The sequence below is a fragment of the Stenotrophomonas sp. YJH_SMC_33 genome, assembly GCF_059372295.1.
In genome coordinates this window covers 403,941-418,909 of record NZ_JCAFVJ010000002.1, presented here as the reverse complement: position 1 = coordinate 418,909, position 14,969 = coordinate 403,941, and the positions used below count along the sequence as shown (strand labels likewise).

The following is a 14,969-nucleotide window of genomic DNA, read 5'->3' as shown; positions in this document are numbered from 1 at the left end:
GCGACCTCAGCCCACCTTCGCCTGTTGCTGCGGCAGGTTGCCCTGGATGATCGTGTGGATCACCTCGTCGGCATCATGCAGCTGCTTGGCATACACGTCGGTGTCGAACACCGTGCCCTTGGCCGGAGTGCTCGGCAGCACTTCGCCCTTCTGGTCGCGCAGGCTCACTTCAGCCTTCATCGACAGGCCGATGCGCAGCGGGTGTTCGGCCAGCTGCTTGGCATCGATGGCGATGCGCACCGGCACGCGCTGCACGATCTTGATCCAGTTGCCGCTGGCGTTCTGCGCCGGCAGCAGCGAGAACGCGGAGCCGGTGCCCAGGCCAAGGCTCTGGATGCGGCCCTTGTACTTCACGTCACCGGCGTACAGGTCCGACTTCAGTTCCACTTCCTGGCCCAGGCGCATGTGGCGCAGCTGGGTTTCCTTGAAGTTGGCCTCGACCCACATCTGCTCGGTCGGCACCACGGCCATCAGGGCGTTGCCCGGCTGCACGCGCTGGCCGACCTGCACCGAACGACGGGCGACGTAGCCGGAGACCGGCGCGACGATGCCGGCGCGGGCGTTGTTGAGGAAGGCCTGGCGCAGCTGTGCGGCGGCGGCCTGCACGTCCGGCTGGGTGGCGATCACGGTGTCGTCGACCAGCGCGCGGTTGCGCTCGACGGTCTCGCGCGAACCGGCCACGGCCGCTTCGGCCGCGGCCAGCTCGTCGCGGGCGTGGGCCAGTTCTTCGTTGGAGATGGCGCCGGTGGCGGCCAGGTCCTTGCGGCGGGCGTAGTCTTCGCGCACGCGCTTCAGGGTCACCTGGCGGGCGTTCAGGTCCGCCTGCGCGCCTTCCACGCTGCGGTACAGGCCGCGGGTCTGGCGCACGGTCTTGGCCAGGTTGGCTTCGGCCTGCTGCAGCGCCACTGCGGTGTCGGACGGGTCCAGCTGCACCAGCAGCTGGCCGCGCTCCACGCGCATGCCGTCATCGGCATTGATGGCGACCACGGTGCCGGCCACCAGCGGGGTGATCTGCACCTGGTTGCCCTGCACGTAGGCATCGTCGGTCTCTTCGAACCAACGGCCGAACATGAAGTACCACAGCGCCAGAGCGGCAAGCAGCAGCACGACGATCACGAACAGGCCGCGCAGCAGGTTGCCGCGGCGGTTGGGGGCGGCCGGGGCCGCGGTGTCTTGGGTCTGGCTCATGTCGGAGATCTTCAGGAATGCGAGGAATCGGAATGGGAGGCGATCGGTGCGCGGTCGGCGTCAGTGGGCTGGAAACCACCGCCCAGCGCCTTGCTCAGGCGCACCGAGGACTGCACCTGCTGCGACTGCAGGCCGGCCAGCTGCTGCTGCGACTGCAGCAGGGTGGACTGCGCGGTCAGCACGTCCAGGTAGCTGCCGATGCCGGCGCGGTAGCGCTGCTGGGCCAGGTCGAAGGCAGCGCGTGCGGTGTCCACCGCCTGCTGCTGCGACTGCGCCTGCTGTGCCAGCGAGCGCACCGCGTTGACCTCGTCGGCCACATCACGCAGCGCATCGAGCACGGTCTGGTTGTAGTTGGCCACCGCCAGGTCGTACTGCGCATCGGTATTGGCCAGGTTGGCGCGCAGCTTGCCGCCTTCGAAGATCGGCAGGCTCAGCGCAGGGCCGATGTAGGCGAAGGTGGAACTGCTCTTCAGCAGGTCGCTCACATTCGGGGCGACCACGCCGGCCAGCGCGGTCAGGTTGAAGCTCGGGTAGAACTTCGTCTTCGCGACCTTGATCTGCTTGTCGGCCGCTTCAACGCGCCAGCGTGCGGCCACGATGTCGGGGCGACGGCCCAGCAGCTCGCTGGGCAGCACCCCAGGCAGCTGCAGCGCCACCGGGTTCAACGGCTGCGGGCGCTGGATCGACAGGCCACGGTCCGGGCCCTTGCCGACCAGCGCGGCCAGTGCGGTGCGGGCGGCGTCGATACGCTGCTGGGCGGCCTGCACCTGCTGCTGCGCGGCCGGCACGCGGGCCTCGGCCTGGCGCACCTGCAGATCACTGTCGATGCCGGCGCGGCGGCGCTGGCGGGTCAGCTCAAGTGACTTCTGCGAACGGCTCAGCTCTTCCTCGGCCACGTCGTTGAGCTGCCACGCGTAGGCCAGGTCGGCATAGGCCTGGGTGATGCCAGTGGACAGGTTCAGGCGGGCGGCCTGCGCTTCAACGGTGGCGGCGTGCGCACCGTCCACGGCGGCTTCCCAGGCGGCGCGCTTGCCGCCCCACAGGTCCACGCCGTAGCTGAAGTCGAAGGCGATCTGGCTGCTGCCGGCGTAATGGCCACCGATCTCGCTGCCTGCCATCGACTCAGGCAGGCGCAGGCCGGTGTAGCCACCAGACACCGACAGGCTCGGCAGTTCGTCGGCACGCGCAGTGCCGACCTGGGCCTGGGCCTGGCGCAGGCGCGCGTCGGCGGCGTCCAGGCTCGGGTGGCCAGCCAGGCCCTCGGCGACCAGCGCGTCCAGCTGCGCATCGCCCAGCGCCTTCCACCAGTCCTGCGCCGGGAAGCCGGTGGCGCTCAGGTCGGTGTCGGCCAGGGTGCGTTCGCTGTGCAGGCTGTCCACATCCAGCACGTGGCCCTGCGGATTGAGGCCACGACTGCTGGCACAGGCGGCCAGGGCCAGGGCCAGCGCTGACACCAGCAGCGTGCGCCCGGACCGGCGGAAAGTGAAATGCGGGATCGGGTTCATGGGGTCGTCAAGGAATCGCGGATTCGGGTAAGGAGGGACAGCAGCAGCGTGCGCTCGTCGGTTGAGAGATCACGCAGGGCGTAATCCATCACCGCGTCGCCGCGCAGCTTCAGCCGCGCCCACAACGCGCGGCCTTCATCGGTCAGCACGATCTGCAGCGCACGACGGTCCTGGGCATGCGGTTGGCGACGGACGCAGCCCAGTGCCTCCAGCTTGTCCAGCAGCCGGGTCACGGCGCTGGGCACCTGGTCGATGGCCTGGGCCAGTTCGTTGGCGGTGCACGGCGCCATGTTGGAAAGCACCTTCAACCCGATGTAGTGGGTGAAGCCGATGCCCAGGTCTTCTTCCGCCATGGACGCGTCGAGTTGGCGGACCAACCCGTCGCGCACTTGGCGCAGCAGCAGGCCGAAGCTGGGGGGAGTGGTTGCAGGACAGATCATGGGGGAGCATTCTCTTCCAAAAAAAATATTTCTCAATGGAAATATTCGATCTGGCATCGAATGCTGTGTTGCAGCAATGGGCTGGATCGGTGAAGGCGCCTACCTTAATGACCTGGTCAGCTGGCCCGGTAGTACAATTCAGCCAATGGATGACACATTTCAGCCAGCGGATATGATGAACAAGGCAGAAATTCCCCCTCCCAAGCGCCTGCTGCGCGACGACGCGCTGGACTGGTTCGAGCGCAACGACGGCCCATCGGTGGTCGCCTACCGCTTCGACAGCCCGCAGGGACTGGTCCGTGAGGTGGACTGGCACCATCACCAGCGCGCGCAACTGATCTACGTGGAGCGTGGCCTGCTGACCACCCGCACCTCGCACGGCACCTGGTCGTTGGCGCCGGGTTCGGCCGGCTGGATGCCCCCTCTGGAGCCGCACACGGTCACCCTCGACGGGCCGCTGCGTGGCTGGGGCATGGCGCTGGCCGCACCCGCCTGTGCCACCCTGCCCGCCGACCCCTGCGTGCTGGGCCTGTCCAAGCTGGCGCAGGCGCTGGCCGAGCGCATCTGCGAATGGCCGCTGGGCTATGACACCACGCCCGAGCGCCAGCACATCATCGAGGTGCTGCTGGACGAGATCCGCACCGCGCCGCGTCAGCGCATGCATCTGCCGATGCCCCACGACCGGCGCCTGCTGAAGATCGCCTCGCAGCTGCTGGCCGACCCGTCCGACGAGCGCAGCCTGGCCGAATGGGCTCACTGGGCCGGCCTGTCGCCGCGCAGCCTGACCCGTCACTTCCGCGACGAGACCACGCTCAGCTTCGCCCAGTGGCGGCAACAGGCCCGCCTGTCCGAGGCGTTGCGCCAGTTGACCGAGGGCCGCAGCGTGGCCGACATCGCCCACGCACTGGGCTTCAGCAGCGCCAGCGCGTTCGTCACCGTGTTCCGCCGTCACTTCGGGTTGCCGCCTGGGCGCTACCTGGCGCGGGCCGGGCATGGCCTGGAAACCGGGCTGGACCCTGCACGCGGCTTGGCATCCCCCGCCGCATCCGGATAATCACAGGATTGCGAGCGGCGACCGCCGTCGCCGCCTCCCGACATAGGTAACAACGCCGCATGACCGAACTTGCCCGTCCCGTGTTCCACGGATTCGAACAACTGCCGCTGCGCGAGTACGCCGAACGCGCCTACCTCGACTACTCGATGTACGTGGTCCTGGACCGCGCCCTGCCGTTCATCGGCGACGGCCTGAAGCCGGTGCAGCGCCGCATCATCTATTCGATGAGCGAGCTGGGCCTGAATGCCGCGTCCAAGCCGAAGAAGTCCGCGCGCACCGTCGGCGACGTCATCGGCAAGTACCACCCGCACGGCGACAGCGCGTGCTACGAGGCGCTGGTGCTGATGGCACAGCCGTTCTCGTACCGCTACCCGCTGATCGAGGGCCAGGGCAACTTCGGCTCCAGCGACGACCCCAAGTCGTTCGCGGCGATGCGTTACACCGAATCCAAGCTGACCCCGATCGCCGAAGTGCTGCTGGGCGAACTGGGCCAGGGCACCACCGACTGGGCACCGAACTTCGACGGCACCCTGCAGGAACCGACCTGGATGCCGGCGCGGCTCCCGCACCTGCTGCTCAACGGCACCACCGGCATCGCCGTGGGCATGGCCACCGACGTGCCGCCGCACAATCTCAACGAGATCGTCAGTGCGCTGCTGCACCTGCTGGACAACCCCGACGCCACCGTGCGCGACCTGTGCGAACACGTGCAGGGCCCGGACTACCCGTCCAGCGCCGAGATCATCACCGCGGCCAATGACCTGCGCAACATCTACGAGACTGGCAACGGCAGCGTGCGTGCACGCGCGACCTTCACCAAGGAAGCCAGCAACATCGTGATCACGGCGCTGCCGTTCCAGGTGTCGCCGTCGAAGGTGATCGAGCAGATCGCCGCGCAGATGCGCGCCAAGAAGCTGCCGTGGCTGGAGGACATCCGTGATGAATCCGACCACGCCAATCCGGTGCGCGTGGTGCTGGTGCCGCGTTCCAACCGCGTCGACGCCGACCAGTTGATGGGCCACCTGTTCGCCACCACGGACCTGGAGCGCAGCTACCGCGTCAACCTCAACGTGATCGGGCTGGACGGCCGTCCGCAGGTGAAGAACCTGAAGATGCTGCTCAGCGAATGGCTGACCTTCCGCAGCAACACCGTCACCCGCCGCCTGCAGCACCGCCTGCAGAAGGTCGAGCGTCGCCTGCACCTGCTGGAAGGCCTGCTGGTCGCCTTCCTCAACCTGGACGAGGTGATCCACATCATCCGTACCGAAGACGAGCCGAAGGCCGCGCTGATCGCGCGCTTCGGCCTGTCCGAGGAACAGGCCGAGTACATCCTGGAAACCAAGCTGAAGCAGCTGGCCCGCCTGGAGGAAATGAAGATCCGCGGCGAGCAGGATGAACTGGCCAAGGAGCGCGAGAAGATCCTCGGCATCCTGGACAGCAAGGCCAAGCTGAAGAAGCTGATCCGCGATGAACTGACCGCCGACGCCAGGAAGTTCGGCGACGCACGCCGTTCGCCGCTGGTGCAGCGCCAGGCGGCGCAGGCCATCGACGAGACCGAGCTGGTGCCGAGCGAACCGATGACCGTGGTGCTGTCGGAGAAGGGCTGGATCCGCGCCGCCAAGGGCCACGACGTCGATGCATCCGCACTGTCGTACCGTGAAGGCGACGGGCTGCAGGGCGCGGTGCGCGCACGCAGCACCCAGCAGGTCGCGTTCCTCGACAGCGAAGGCCGCGCCTACTCGACGCCGGTGCACACCCTGCCCTCCGCGCGTGGCAATGGCGAACCGCTGACCGGCCGCTTCTCGCCGGCACCGGGCACCAGCTTCGTGACCCTGGCCAGCGCCGAACCGGACACCCGCTTCGTGCTGGCTTCCAGCCACGGCTATGGCTTCGTCACCCGCTTCGAGAACCTGATCGGCCGCAACAAGGCCGGCAAGGCGATGCTGAACCTGTCGGCGGGCTCGTCGGTGCTGACCCCGTCGGTGGTCGCCAACGTCGCCACCGACCGCATCGTGGCGGTGACCAGTTCGGGCAACCTGTTGGCGATCGCCGCCAACGACCTGCCGGAACTGGACAAGGGCAAGGGCAACAAGATCATCGAGATCCCGAAGGCCAAGCTCGCCACCGAACGCGTGGTCGCCATCGTGGCGATCAGCCCGGGGCAGACCCTGCAGGTGCGCAGCGGCCAGCGCACCATGGGCCTGAAGTTCAACGAGCTGGATGCCTACCTCGGCGCCCGCGCCACCCGCGGCCACCTGCTGCCACGCGGCTGGCAGAAGGTGGAAGGGCTGTCGGTGGAGTGAGAGCTGGGGCCCTGCCCCTGGCGGGTGTCAACCTTGGTTGACACGCCTCGCCGGGGATCAGACACGAAAAGGCCGGGCATTCCCCGGCTTTTTCGTTGTCGGCTGGCGGGCGGTGGAGCAGCTGGCTGGCGAAGGCTGGCTGGCGATGCTCCGGTGCTGGCGGGCGACAGAACGCCGTGCTTCTGGTAGAGCCGATTGCTGGTCGGCTGCTCTTTGCTCTTGGTAGAGCCGACTGTCAGTCGGCTGCTTTACCGAAAAGCGGCCGACCAGCGGTCGGCTCTACCGGAAGGCAGCCGAGCATTGGCTCGGCTCTACAAAAAGCGGTGCCGGTCAGTGCGCCGGGGCGCCGTTGCCGTCGATCTTGCTCAGCTGGTACAGCTCCAGGCCGATGCGCTTGATCAGGCCCAGCTGCTGTTCCAGCCACCAGGCATGGTCTTCCTCGGTGTCCTTCAGCTGCGCCAGCAGGATGTCGCGGCTCACGTAATCGCCCTTCTCCTCGCATAGCTTCATGCCGGCGGCGAGATTGTTCCGAACCGCGTATTCAGTGTCGAGATCCTTCTGCAGCATCTCCTCCACGGTCTTGCCCGGCTCGGTGGCATGCGGGCGCATGTCCGGGTCGCCCCCCAGGAACAGGATCCGGCGCAGCAGCGCATCGGCATGCTGGGTTTCCTCTTCCATCTCGTGGTTCAGGCGTTCGTACAGCGCGAACAGGCCCTGGTCCTCGTAGCGGCGGGAATGGATGAAGTACTGGTCGCGGGCAGCGAGCTCGCCGCGCAGCAGTTCCTTCAGGCAGGCGATGACGTCCGGGTTGCCTTTCATGGGGGGCTCCTGTGAATCGATGCGGCATAGGGTGCCGCATTTCAAAGTACGGTGATCTAATCGGAATCAGTCGCAGTTGCGCCTGCGGCTACAATCGGCCCACGAGTTCGGAAAGGACGTGCGATGCGACGTACATGGCGTTGGGTGCTGGGCGTAGTGATCGCCATCGTGCTGATCGCCGCACTGGTCCTGTGGCTCCTGCTGCGGGGCAGCCTGGCCGACCTGGACGGCGAGCATGCCTTGCCGGGGCTGGCCGCGCCGGTCACCCTCGAGCGCGATGCGCTGGGCGTGGTCACCATCACCGCCGGCAGCCAGGCCGATGCGATGCGCGCACTCGGCCGCGTGCACGCGCAGGAACGTTATTTCGAAATGGACCTGATGCGCCGCAGTGCCGCCGGCGAACTGTCAGCGCTGTTCGGGCCGAAGGCCATCGACGCCGACAAACGCATGCGCGTGCATCGCCTGCGTGAACGCACCGAAGCGCAGCTGGACGCTGCATTGGGCGACAACGGCGATGCCGTGCGTGCCTACGTGGACGGCGTCAACGAAGGCCTGGCCGATCTCTCCGTGCGCCCGTGGGCCTACCTGCTGCTGCGGCAACCGCCACAACCCTGGCAGGCCAGCGACAGCGTGCTGGCCGGGCTGGCCATGTACGCCGACCTGCAGGACCCCGGCAACCAGACCGAGCTTGCGCTCAGCCGCATCCGCGCAGTGGTACCTCCGGCGCTGTATGCGTTGATTGCCCACGATGGCACCGAATGGGATGCCCCGCTGTTCGGCGAACCCACCGGCAATGCCCCCCTGCCCGATGCCAGCCAGCTGGACCTGCGCACGCTGAAGGGAAAGTCGGGCACAGAACAGGAAGAAGCCGACGTCATCGGCAGCAACAACTTCGCGGTGGCCGGTGCACTCACCGCCGACGGCCGCGCCATCGTCGCCGACGACATGCACCTGGGCCTGCGTGCCCCCGGCCTGTGGTTCCGCGTGCGCCTGCGCTACCCCGATCCACAGGCTGCCGGCGGCCAGGTCGATGTCACCGGCTTCTCGCTGCCCGGCCTGCCGGCGGTGATCGTCGGCAGCAACGGGCACGTGGCCTGGGGCTTCACCAACAGCTACATCGACACGGCGGACTACCGCACCGAACCGGCCAACGCCGCAGTGACCGTGAATGAAGAGCGAATTGCGGTGGCCGGCCAGGCCGACGTGCTGTTGACGGTACGCGAAACCGACTGGGGGCCGATCCTGCACACGCATGCAGATGGCAGTGGCGACGCGCTGCGCTGGGTCGCCCACCTGCCCGGCGCGGTGCGGCTGGACTTCGGTGACCTGGCCCACGCTGGCGATCTGGACGCTGCACTGAAGTTCGCCGACCGCGCCGGCATCCCCGCGCAGAACCTGGTGGTCGGCGACCGCAGCGGACGCATCGCCTGGCGGCTGATCGGCGCCCGCCCGGATCGCGGTCCGGGCTGCGCGCCGGCCGGCTTCAGTGCCGGCAACAACCAGGACTGTGCGCCGTGGCCGATCCGCAGCGATGCTTCACCGGCATTGATCGATCCTCCCAACCACCGCCTGTGGACCGCCAACGGCCGCGTCCTCGACGGCGAGGCACTGGCCAGCGTCGGCAACGGTGGCTATGACCTGGGAGCACGGGCGCGGCAGATCCGTGACCTGCTGGCGATCCAGGAGCGCTTCGACGAGCACGACCTGCTGGCGATCCAGCTCGACGATCGCGCGGTGTTCCTGCAGCGCTGGTGGGCCCTGCTGCACGACGTCATCGAGCGCAGTGACGACCCTGCACTGAAGCGTTTGAAGGAGGCCAGCCATCAATGGGACGGCCGTGCCTCGGCCAGCTCGGTCAGCTACCGGGTGGTGCGCGAGTTCCGTACGCAGGTGATGACAACACTGTCCAATGCACTGCTGGCACCGGCCAATGCGCAGCTGGGCGATGACTATCTGGAGCCGCGCCTGGCGCAGCTGGAAGGCGTGGCCTGGCCGATGCTGCAGCAGCGTCCGGCCAATCTGCTGCCACCGGCCTTCGACAGCTGGGATGCGCTGCTGATCGACGCCGCACGCCGCACCGAGAGCGAGCTGGCCAGGCAGGGCCCACTGGCCAAGCGCAGCTGGGGCGAACGCAATACGGCGGCGATCTGCCACCCCATCGCACGGGCGCTGCCGGACATCGCCAAACACTGGCTGTGCATGCCGGCCGACCGCCTGCCCGGCGACCGCGACATGCCGCGCGTGCAGACGCCGGGCTTCGGTGCTTCCGAGCGCATGGTGGTTTCGCCCGGGCACGAGGCCGACGGCATCGTGCACATGCCCGGCGGCCAGAGCGGGCACCCGCTGTCGCCGTACTGGGGCGCCGGCCACGAAGACTGGGTGCATGGGCGGCCGACGCCGTTCCTGCCCGGCAAGGCGCAGCACACGATGACGCTGGTGCCGGCATCGCGGTAGTGCCGGCCGCTGGCCGGCATCCATGTAGGTGCGTCCAGCATCATGAGGTTGCCGGCCAGCGGCCGGCACTACCGTTCGACGCTCAGCCCCTGCGCCGCTCGATCAGGTTCAGCAGTGGCCCGGTCATCGCCGTTGTCACCAGCGCCATGATCACCAGCACCGCGAACAGGCGGTCACCGAGCAGGCCAAGTTCGTAACCCAGGTTGAGCACGATCAGCTCCATCAGGCCACGGGTGTTCATCAGTGCACCCAGCCGCCACGCCTCACGGGTGGGCATGCCGGCACTGCGCGCGGCGCTGAAGGTACCCAGCAGCTTGCCGGTCGTGGCCACTGCGATCACCACACCACACAGCACGAGGTCGCTGGCCTGCAGCGCGTCGGCGCGCATGCGAAGGCCAGTCATGGCGAAGAACAGCGGCAGCAGCAGGGTCACCGCGAACGGTTCGACGCGGGCCATCAACAGGCCGCGCAGCTGCGCGTTGGACGACACCGCCACGCCCGCAGCGAACGCACCGAACAGCGCGTGGATGCCCAGCATTTCGGTGATCAGGGCACTACCCAGCGACAGCAGCAGGATGCCGAGCATCCAGCGCCCCTCACGGCCCGGCGCAATCTCCTGGCGAGCGAACCACGGCTTCACCAGCCCCAGCATCAGCACCACGAAGGCGACCACGCACAGCAGATTGAGACTGGCCGGCAGCCAGCCGCTGGCCTGTGCCGCCGCCACGATCAGTGCCAGCAGGCACCATGCGGTGGCATCGCCCAAAGCCGCGCAGGCGATGGCGGTCTGGCCCAGCGGCGTCTGCGTGATGCCACGGTCGGCGAGGATGCGCAGCAGCACCGGGAACGCGGTGATGCTCATCGATACGCCAACGAAAAGCGCGAATGCGGTGAAGCCCACGCCCTGCGGGCCGTGCTGCGGGTACAGCCAGATCGCCAACGCGACGCCGAGCACGAACGGCACCGCGATGCCGGCATGGCTGACCGTGAAGGCGAAACGCCGGCGGCCGCGCAGTGCCGCCAGGTCCAGTTCGGCACCGGCCACCAGCAGAAACATCAGCACGCCCAGCTGGCTGAGCATGCCCAGAGGGCCCAGCGAACTGGCCGGGAACAGCGCACCCTGCAGCTGCGGCAGCAGGCTGCCGAGCACCAGCGGCCCCATCATCAGGCCGGCGGCCATCTCGCCGATCACCGCCGGCTGCCCCAGCCGCTTCAGCAGCGCACCGGCGCCCTTGGCTACCGGCAACAGCACCAGCAGCTGCAGCAGGAACAGGCCCAGCGGTGACGCCAGATGCCGTGCCCAGCTGCCTTCGGCAGCGACCGTGGTACGCGCAATCGCCTCGGGGGCGGCCGGCCCGGCATAGCGCGCCAGCAGCACGCCGGCCAGCAACGGCATTCCAGCCCAGGCCAGGTAGCGCCATCCCCACTTCGTCGGCGACGGGTGCCCCCCGCGCTGTGCGTCCATGAACATTCCCCCAATGCGCAGGGAGCGATCATACAAAAAGGGGACGGAGGGGATTAAGTCGTTTGTGCCCGCCGGGCATGGCCCGGCGCTACCATCGCTCGGTAGCACCGGGCCGTGCCCGGCGGAAGCATTACGCCAGTGCCTGCTCGTGCACGCCGGCGATCGCGCGGCCCGAGGGATCTGCAGCCGCGGCGAAGCTGGCGTCCCAGGCAATGGCCGCGGGCGACGAACAGGCGATGGACTTGCCACCCGGCACGGTCTCTGCGGCTGCGCGGCTGGGGAAGAACTGCTCGAACAGGTGGCGGTAGTAGTACGCCTCCTTGGTCTGCGGCGGGTTGTGCGGGAAGCGCTTGTCGGCCGCAGCCAGTACACGGTCGCTCACCTGCGCCTCGGCATGTGCCTTCAGCCCGTCGATCCAGCCGTAGCCGACGCCATCGCTGAACTGTTCCTTCTGCCGCCACAGGATGCTGTCCGGCAGGTAGCCGTCGAACGCCTCGCGCAGCACCGCCTTTTCGATGCGGCGACCGCCAAAGCCGGCGCCCACCATCTTGTGCGCGGCATCGAAGCGCATCGCCACGTCGAGGAATTCGCGGTCGAGGAACGGCACGCGTGGCTCCACGCCCCAGGCCATCATCGACTTGTTGGCACGCAGGCAGTCGTAGTTGTGCAGCGCGTCGAGCTTGCGCACCAGCTCCTCGTGGAATTCACGCGCATCCGGCGCCTTGTGGAAATACAGGTAGCCACCAAAGATCTCGTCGCTGCCCTCGCCGGAGAGCACCATCTTCACCCCCATCGCCTTGATCCGCCGCGCCAGCAGGAACATCGGCGTCGAGGCGCGGATGGTGGTGACGTCGTAGGTTTCGATGTGGCGGATCACTTCCGGCAACGCATCGAGGCCTTCCTCGAAGGTGTACTCGAAGCCGTGATGCACGGTACCCAGCGCTTCGGCAGCAATGGCAGCGGCAGCCAGATCGGGCGAGCCCCTCAAGCCGATCGCGAACGAATGCAGGCGCGGCCACCAGGCTTCGGTCTGCCCGCCATCCTCGATGCGGCGACGTGCATAGCGCGCAGCCACCGCCGCCACCAGCGACGAGTCCAGGCCACCGGACAGCAGCACGCCGTATGGCACGTCGCTCATCAACTGGCGTTCCACCGCATGCTCGAAGGCCTGGCGCAGTTCGGCCAGATCGGCCTGGCGCCCCTGCACGTCAGCGTAGGCGCGCCACGACTGCTGGTAGTAGCGCACCAGCTCGCCACTGGCGCTGTCGAAATAGTGGCCCGGCGGGAACTGCGCGACATCGGCACAGGTATCGACCAGCGCCTTCATTTCCGAGGCCACGCGCAGGCGGCCCTGGGCATCGTGGCCCCAGTACAACGGCACCACGCCGATCGGATCGCGCGCCACCAGCACGCGGCCGGCATCACGGTCCCACAGCGCGAAGGCGAAGATGCCGTTGAGCTGCTCCAGCCACTGCGCCGGCGATCCGCCTTGGCGGTAAAGCGCGTTGATCACCTCGCAGTCCGAACCCGTCTGGAAGTCGTAGGCGGTGGTCAGCGTGGCCTTCAACTGCTGGTGGTTGTAGATCTCGCCGTTCACCGCCAGCGCCAGCTGGCCATCGGCCGACAGCAGCGGCTGCGAGCCACCGGCCGGGTCGACGATGGCCAGCCGCTCGTGGACCAGCAGCGCACCTTCGTCAAGATACACGCCGCTCCAGTCCGGGCCGCGGTGGCGCTGGCGCTGCGACAGTTCCAGCGCATGGCGGCGCAGAGCCGGAAGATCGTCACCGGCCTGCAGGCCGAAGATTCCGAATATCGAACACATGGGGGGAGCTCCTGTTGGGGGAATTTCACGGGTGGGAGGGTGTTCGACCGGCCATCCAGGCCCGGGTGGGGCTGCGCCCGGGCACAAAAAAACCCGCATCGACCGATGCGGGTTTTCTGGTGTCCGGGCGTGTGTTGCTGTCTATCTACCCAGGGCGCAGTCCCGCATCGGCCGCGCACGATTATTCGCGCGCAGATTATTGCGGTTGTTGCTATTGACGGCGGTGGCCAGGCGGATCGACATGGCATCGACCCTACCCCGGATTCCGGCGCTGCGCAACCGTTGCATTGGCAACCAGGTGAAGGTGTGCCGACCAACGGTCGGCACCCAGCAGTCGGCACTCACAGGGGGAGCGCCGGGCCGTGCCCGGCGCCATGCCTCACGCCAGCAGCCGTTCCACCAGGCGCTGGTAAAGCCCCGGCAACGCTTCCAGATCATCCACGCGCACGTTCTCATCCACCTGGTGGATGCTGGCGTTGACTGGCCCCACTTCGATGCACTGCGCACCCAGCGGCGCGATGAAGCGTGCATCGGAGGTGCCGCCACCGGTGCTTTCCTCAGGGGCACGACCGATGTGCTCGGCCAGCACCGCGCGTGCGGTGGCGCGCAGCGTGCCTTCCGGGGTGTAGAACGGCTCGCCGCTGCGATGCCACTTCAGCGCGTACTGCAGGCCGTGCCGGTCCAGCAGCGCGGTGATCTCCGTTTCCAGCTTCGGTGCATCCCAGTGCGGGTTGTAGCGGATGTTGAAATCGACCTCCAGCTCCCCGGGAATCACGTTGTTGGCGCCGGTGCCGGCACGGATGTTGGAGATCTGCAGGCTGGTCGGCGGGAAACTCTCGTACCCCTCGTCCCAGCGTCGCGCCGTCAGCTCGGCCAGGGCCGGCGCCGCCAGGTGGATCGGGTTGCGTGCCTTCTCCGGATACGCCACGTGGCCCTGCACGCCCTGCACGCGCAGCTTGGCCGACAGGCTGCCGCGACGCCCGACGCGCAGCAGGTCGCCCAGCGCCGCTGTCGATGATGGCTCGCCGGTAATGCACCAGTCGATGCGCTGGCCGCGCTCGGCGAACAGGCGCGCGACGTGGCGCACGCCATCGATCGCGTCGCCTTCCTCGTCGCTGGTCAGCAGCACCGCCAGCGTGCCGGGGTGATCGGGATGCGCGGCGACGAACTGCTCGGCGGCCACCACGAACGCGGCCACGCTGCCCTTCATGTCGGCGGCGCCACGGCCATACAGCACGCCATCGCGGATCTGCGGCGTGAACGGATCGCTGGTCCAGGCCTCGCGCGGGCCGGTGGGCACCACGTCGGTATGGCCCAGCAGCACCAGCACCGGCGCACCCTGGCCGTGGGTCGCCCACAGGTTGTCGACCTCACCCAGACGCAGCTGGTCACAGTGGAACCCTGCCTGCTTCAACCGCGCCGCCAGCAGTGCCTGGCAGCCGGCGTCGTCCGGGGTAACCGAGGGGCGCGCGATCAGCTCGCAGGCCAGGTCGAGGACGGCACTCATGACTGGCCCACGCCGAAGCGGGCCTTGAAGCCGTTGTCACTGAAACCCTGGCTGGCCTTGCCGTCGGCCGTGACCACCAGCGGGCGCTTGATCAGCTGCGGGTACTCGCGCAGCAGCAGCTTCCATTCGGCCTCGGAGTCCGCGGCCTTGCGGTTGTCCGGCAGCTGCCGCCAGGTGGTGGAGGACTTGTTCACCATCGCCGCCAGCCCCCCCAGCTGCGCGGCCCATTCCAGCAGCGTTTCCGGGCTGGGCTTGTTGTCGCGGTAGTCGACGAAGGTGTACGGCACGCCGAAGCGGTCCAGCCACTTGGTCGCCTTCTTGCAGGTATCGCAGTTCTTCAAACCGTAGACAGTGGTGCTCATGGCCATCTGTGATGCTGGAAAACAGAGCGGCAGAATCTCACAACAGGCGT

At 68.0% G+C, this 14,969-nt stretch carries 11 protein-coding genes; 3 read left to right on the top strand and 8 right to left on the bottom strand.

The window, feature by feature from the left end:
• Positions 1-6 precede the first annotated feature (6 nt).
• From emrA to emrR, 3 genes are read right to left on the bottom strand one after another with little or no spacing between them, the layout of a single operon-like run.
• Positions 7-1,188 carry a multidrug efflux MFS transporter periplasmic adaptor subunit EmrA gene (gene emrA, locus AC5P9W_RS05740; RefSeq protein ID WP_021204129.1) on the bottom strand — a complete coding sequence of 394 codons (1,182 nt, stop codon included), beginning with the start codon at positions 1,186-1,188 and terminating at the stop codon, positions 7-9.
• Positions 1,189-1,199: 11 nt separating this feature from the next.
• The gene (emrC, locus tag AC5P9W_RS05735) at positions 1,200-2,693 is read right to left on the bottom strand and encodes a multidrug efflux transporter outer membrane subunit EmrC (protein ID WP_206621766.1); all 1,494 of its coding nucleotides are present in this window, start codon (positions 2,691-2,693) and stop codon (positions 1,200-1,202) included.
• Positions 2,690-3,133, bottom strand: coding sequence for a multidrug efflux system transcriptional regulator EmrR (gene emrR / locus AC5P9W_RS05730; protein WP_019659100.1), 444 nt, complete (start codon positions 3,131-3,133; stop codon positions 2,690-2,692). Before emrR ends, emrC begins: the two co-directional genes overlap by 4 nt.
• Positions 3,134-3,305: 172 nt before the next feature.
• Here emrR and AC5P9W_RS05725 point away from each other — a divergent pair, with 172 nt between their 5' ends.
• Together AC5P9W_RS05725 and parC are read left to right on the top strand one after the other, a co-directional pair.
• Positions 3,306-4,187 carry a helix-turn-helix domain-containing protein gene (locus AC5P9W_RS05725; RefSeq protein ID WP_026346921.1) on the top strand — a complete coding sequence of 294 codons (882 nt, stop codon included), beginning with the start codon at positions 3,306-3,308 and terminating at the stop codon, positions 4,185-4,187.
• 59 nt (positions 4,188-4,246) lie between these two features.
• On the top strand, positions 4,247-6,490 hold the full coding sequence (parC, locus tag AC5P9W_RS05720) for a DNA topoisomerase IV subunit A (protein WP_021204132.1): 2,244 nt from the start codon (positions 4,247-4,249) through the stop codon (positions 6,488-6,490).
• A gap of 330 nt (positions 6,491-6,820) precedes the next feature.
• Here the strand turns inward: parC and bfr are convergent, their stop codons facing one another.
• Positions 6,821-7,309, bottom strand: coding sequence for a bacterioferritin (bfr, locus tag AC5P9W_RS05715; protein WP_005408763.1), 489 nt, complete (start codon positions 7,307-7,309; stop codon positions 6,821-6,823).
• A 123-nt stretch (positions 7,310-7,432) separates the two neighbouring features.
• Here bfr and AC5P9W_RS05710 point away from each other — a divergent pair, with 123 nt between their 5' ends.
• On the top strand, positions 7,433-9,763 hold the full coding sequence (locus tag AC5P9W_RS05710) for a penicillin acylase family protein (protein WP_495218943.1): 2,331 nt from the start codon (positions 7,433-7,435) through the stop codon (positions 9,761-9,763).
• An 82-nt stretch (positions 9,764-9,845) separates the two neighbouring features.
• Here AC5P9W_RS05710 and AC5P9W_RS05705 read toward each other — a convergent pair whose 3' ends face one another.
• The 4 genes from AC5P9W_RS05705 to AC5P9W_RS05690 form a co-directional block, all read right to left on the bottom strand.
• Complete coding sequence (locus tag AC5P9W_RS05705) at positions 9,846-11,234, bottom strand: cation:proton antiporter domain-containing protein (protein ID WP_495218942.1); 1,389 nt, start codon at positions 11,232-11,234, stop codon at positions 9,846-9,848.
• A 124-nt stretch (positions 11,235-11,358) separates the two neighbouring features.
• Positions 11,359-13,050, bottom strand: coding sequence for an asparagine synthase B (asnB, locus tag AC5P9W_RS05700; RefSeq protein WP_111097789.1), 1,692 nt, complete (start codon positions 13,048-13,050; stop codon positions 11,359-11,361).
• A 379-nt stretch (positions 13,051-13,429) separates the two neighbouring features.
• Positions 13,430-14,557, bottom strand: a complete 1,128-nt coding sequence (gene dapE / locus AC5P9W_RS05695) for a succinyl-diaminopimelate desuccinylase (RefSeq protein ID WP_206621627.1) — start codon at positions 14,555-14,557, stop codon at positions 13,430-13,432.
• Positions 14,554-14,925, bottom strand: a complete 372-nt coding sequence (locus AC5P9W_RS05690) for an arsenate reductase (protein WP_021204138.1) — start codon at positions 14,923-14,925, stop codon at positions 14,554-14,556. Before AC5P9W_RS05690 ends, dapE begins: the two co-directional genes overlap by 4 nt.
• Positions 14,926-14,969: the final 44 nt, after the last annotated feature.

What these genes read in the sequence shown, in the direction of transcription:
- AC5P9W_RS05690 (WP_021204138.1), bottom strand. Translation starts at nt 14,925, where the DNA reads ATGGCCATGAGCACCACTGTCTACGGTTTGAAGAACTGCGATACCTGC.
- asnB (WP_111097789.1), bottom strand. Translation starts at nt 13,050, where the DNA reads ATGTGTTCGATATTCGGAATCTTCGGCCTGCAGGCCGGTGACGATCTT.
- AC5P9W_RS05710 (WP_495218943.1), top strand. Translation starts at nt 7,433, where the DNA reads ATGCGACGTACATGGCGTTGGGTGCTGGGCGTAGTGATCGCCATCGTG.
- parC (WP_021204132.1), top strand. Translation starts at nt 4,247, where the DNA reads ATGACCGAACTTGCCCGTCCCGTGTTCCACGGATTCGAACAACTGCCG.
- dapE (WP_206621627.1), bottom strand. Translation starts at nt 14,557, where the DNA reads ATGAGTGCCGTCCTCGACCTGGCCTGCGAGCTGATCGCGCGCCCCTCG.
- AC5P9W_RS05725 (WP_026346921.1), top strand. Translation starts at nt 3,306, where the DNA reads ATGATGAACAAGGCAGAAATTCCCCCTCCCAAGCGCCTGCTGCGCGAC.
- bfr (WP_005408763.1), bottom strand. Translation starts at nt 7,309, where the DNA reads ATGAAAGGCAACCCGGACGTCATCGCCTGCCTGAAGGAACTGCTGCGC.
- AC5P9W_RS05705 (WP_495218942.1), bottom strand. Translation starts at nt 11,234, where the DNA reads ATGTTCATGGACGCACAGCGCGGGGGGCACCCGTCGCCGACGAAGTGG.
- emrC (WP_206621766.1), bottom strand. Translation starts at nt 2,693, where the DNA reads ATGAACCCGATCCCGCATTTCACTTTCCGCCGGTCCGGGCGCACGCTG.
- emrR (WP_019659100.1), bottom strand. Translation starts at nt 3,133, where the DNA reads ATGATCTGTCCTGCAACCACTCCCCCCAGCTTCGGCCTGCTGCTGCGC.
- emrA (WP_021204129.1), bottom strand. Translation starts at nt 1,188, where the DNA reads ATGAGCCAGACCCAAGACACCGCGGCCCCGGCCGCCCCCAACCGCCGC.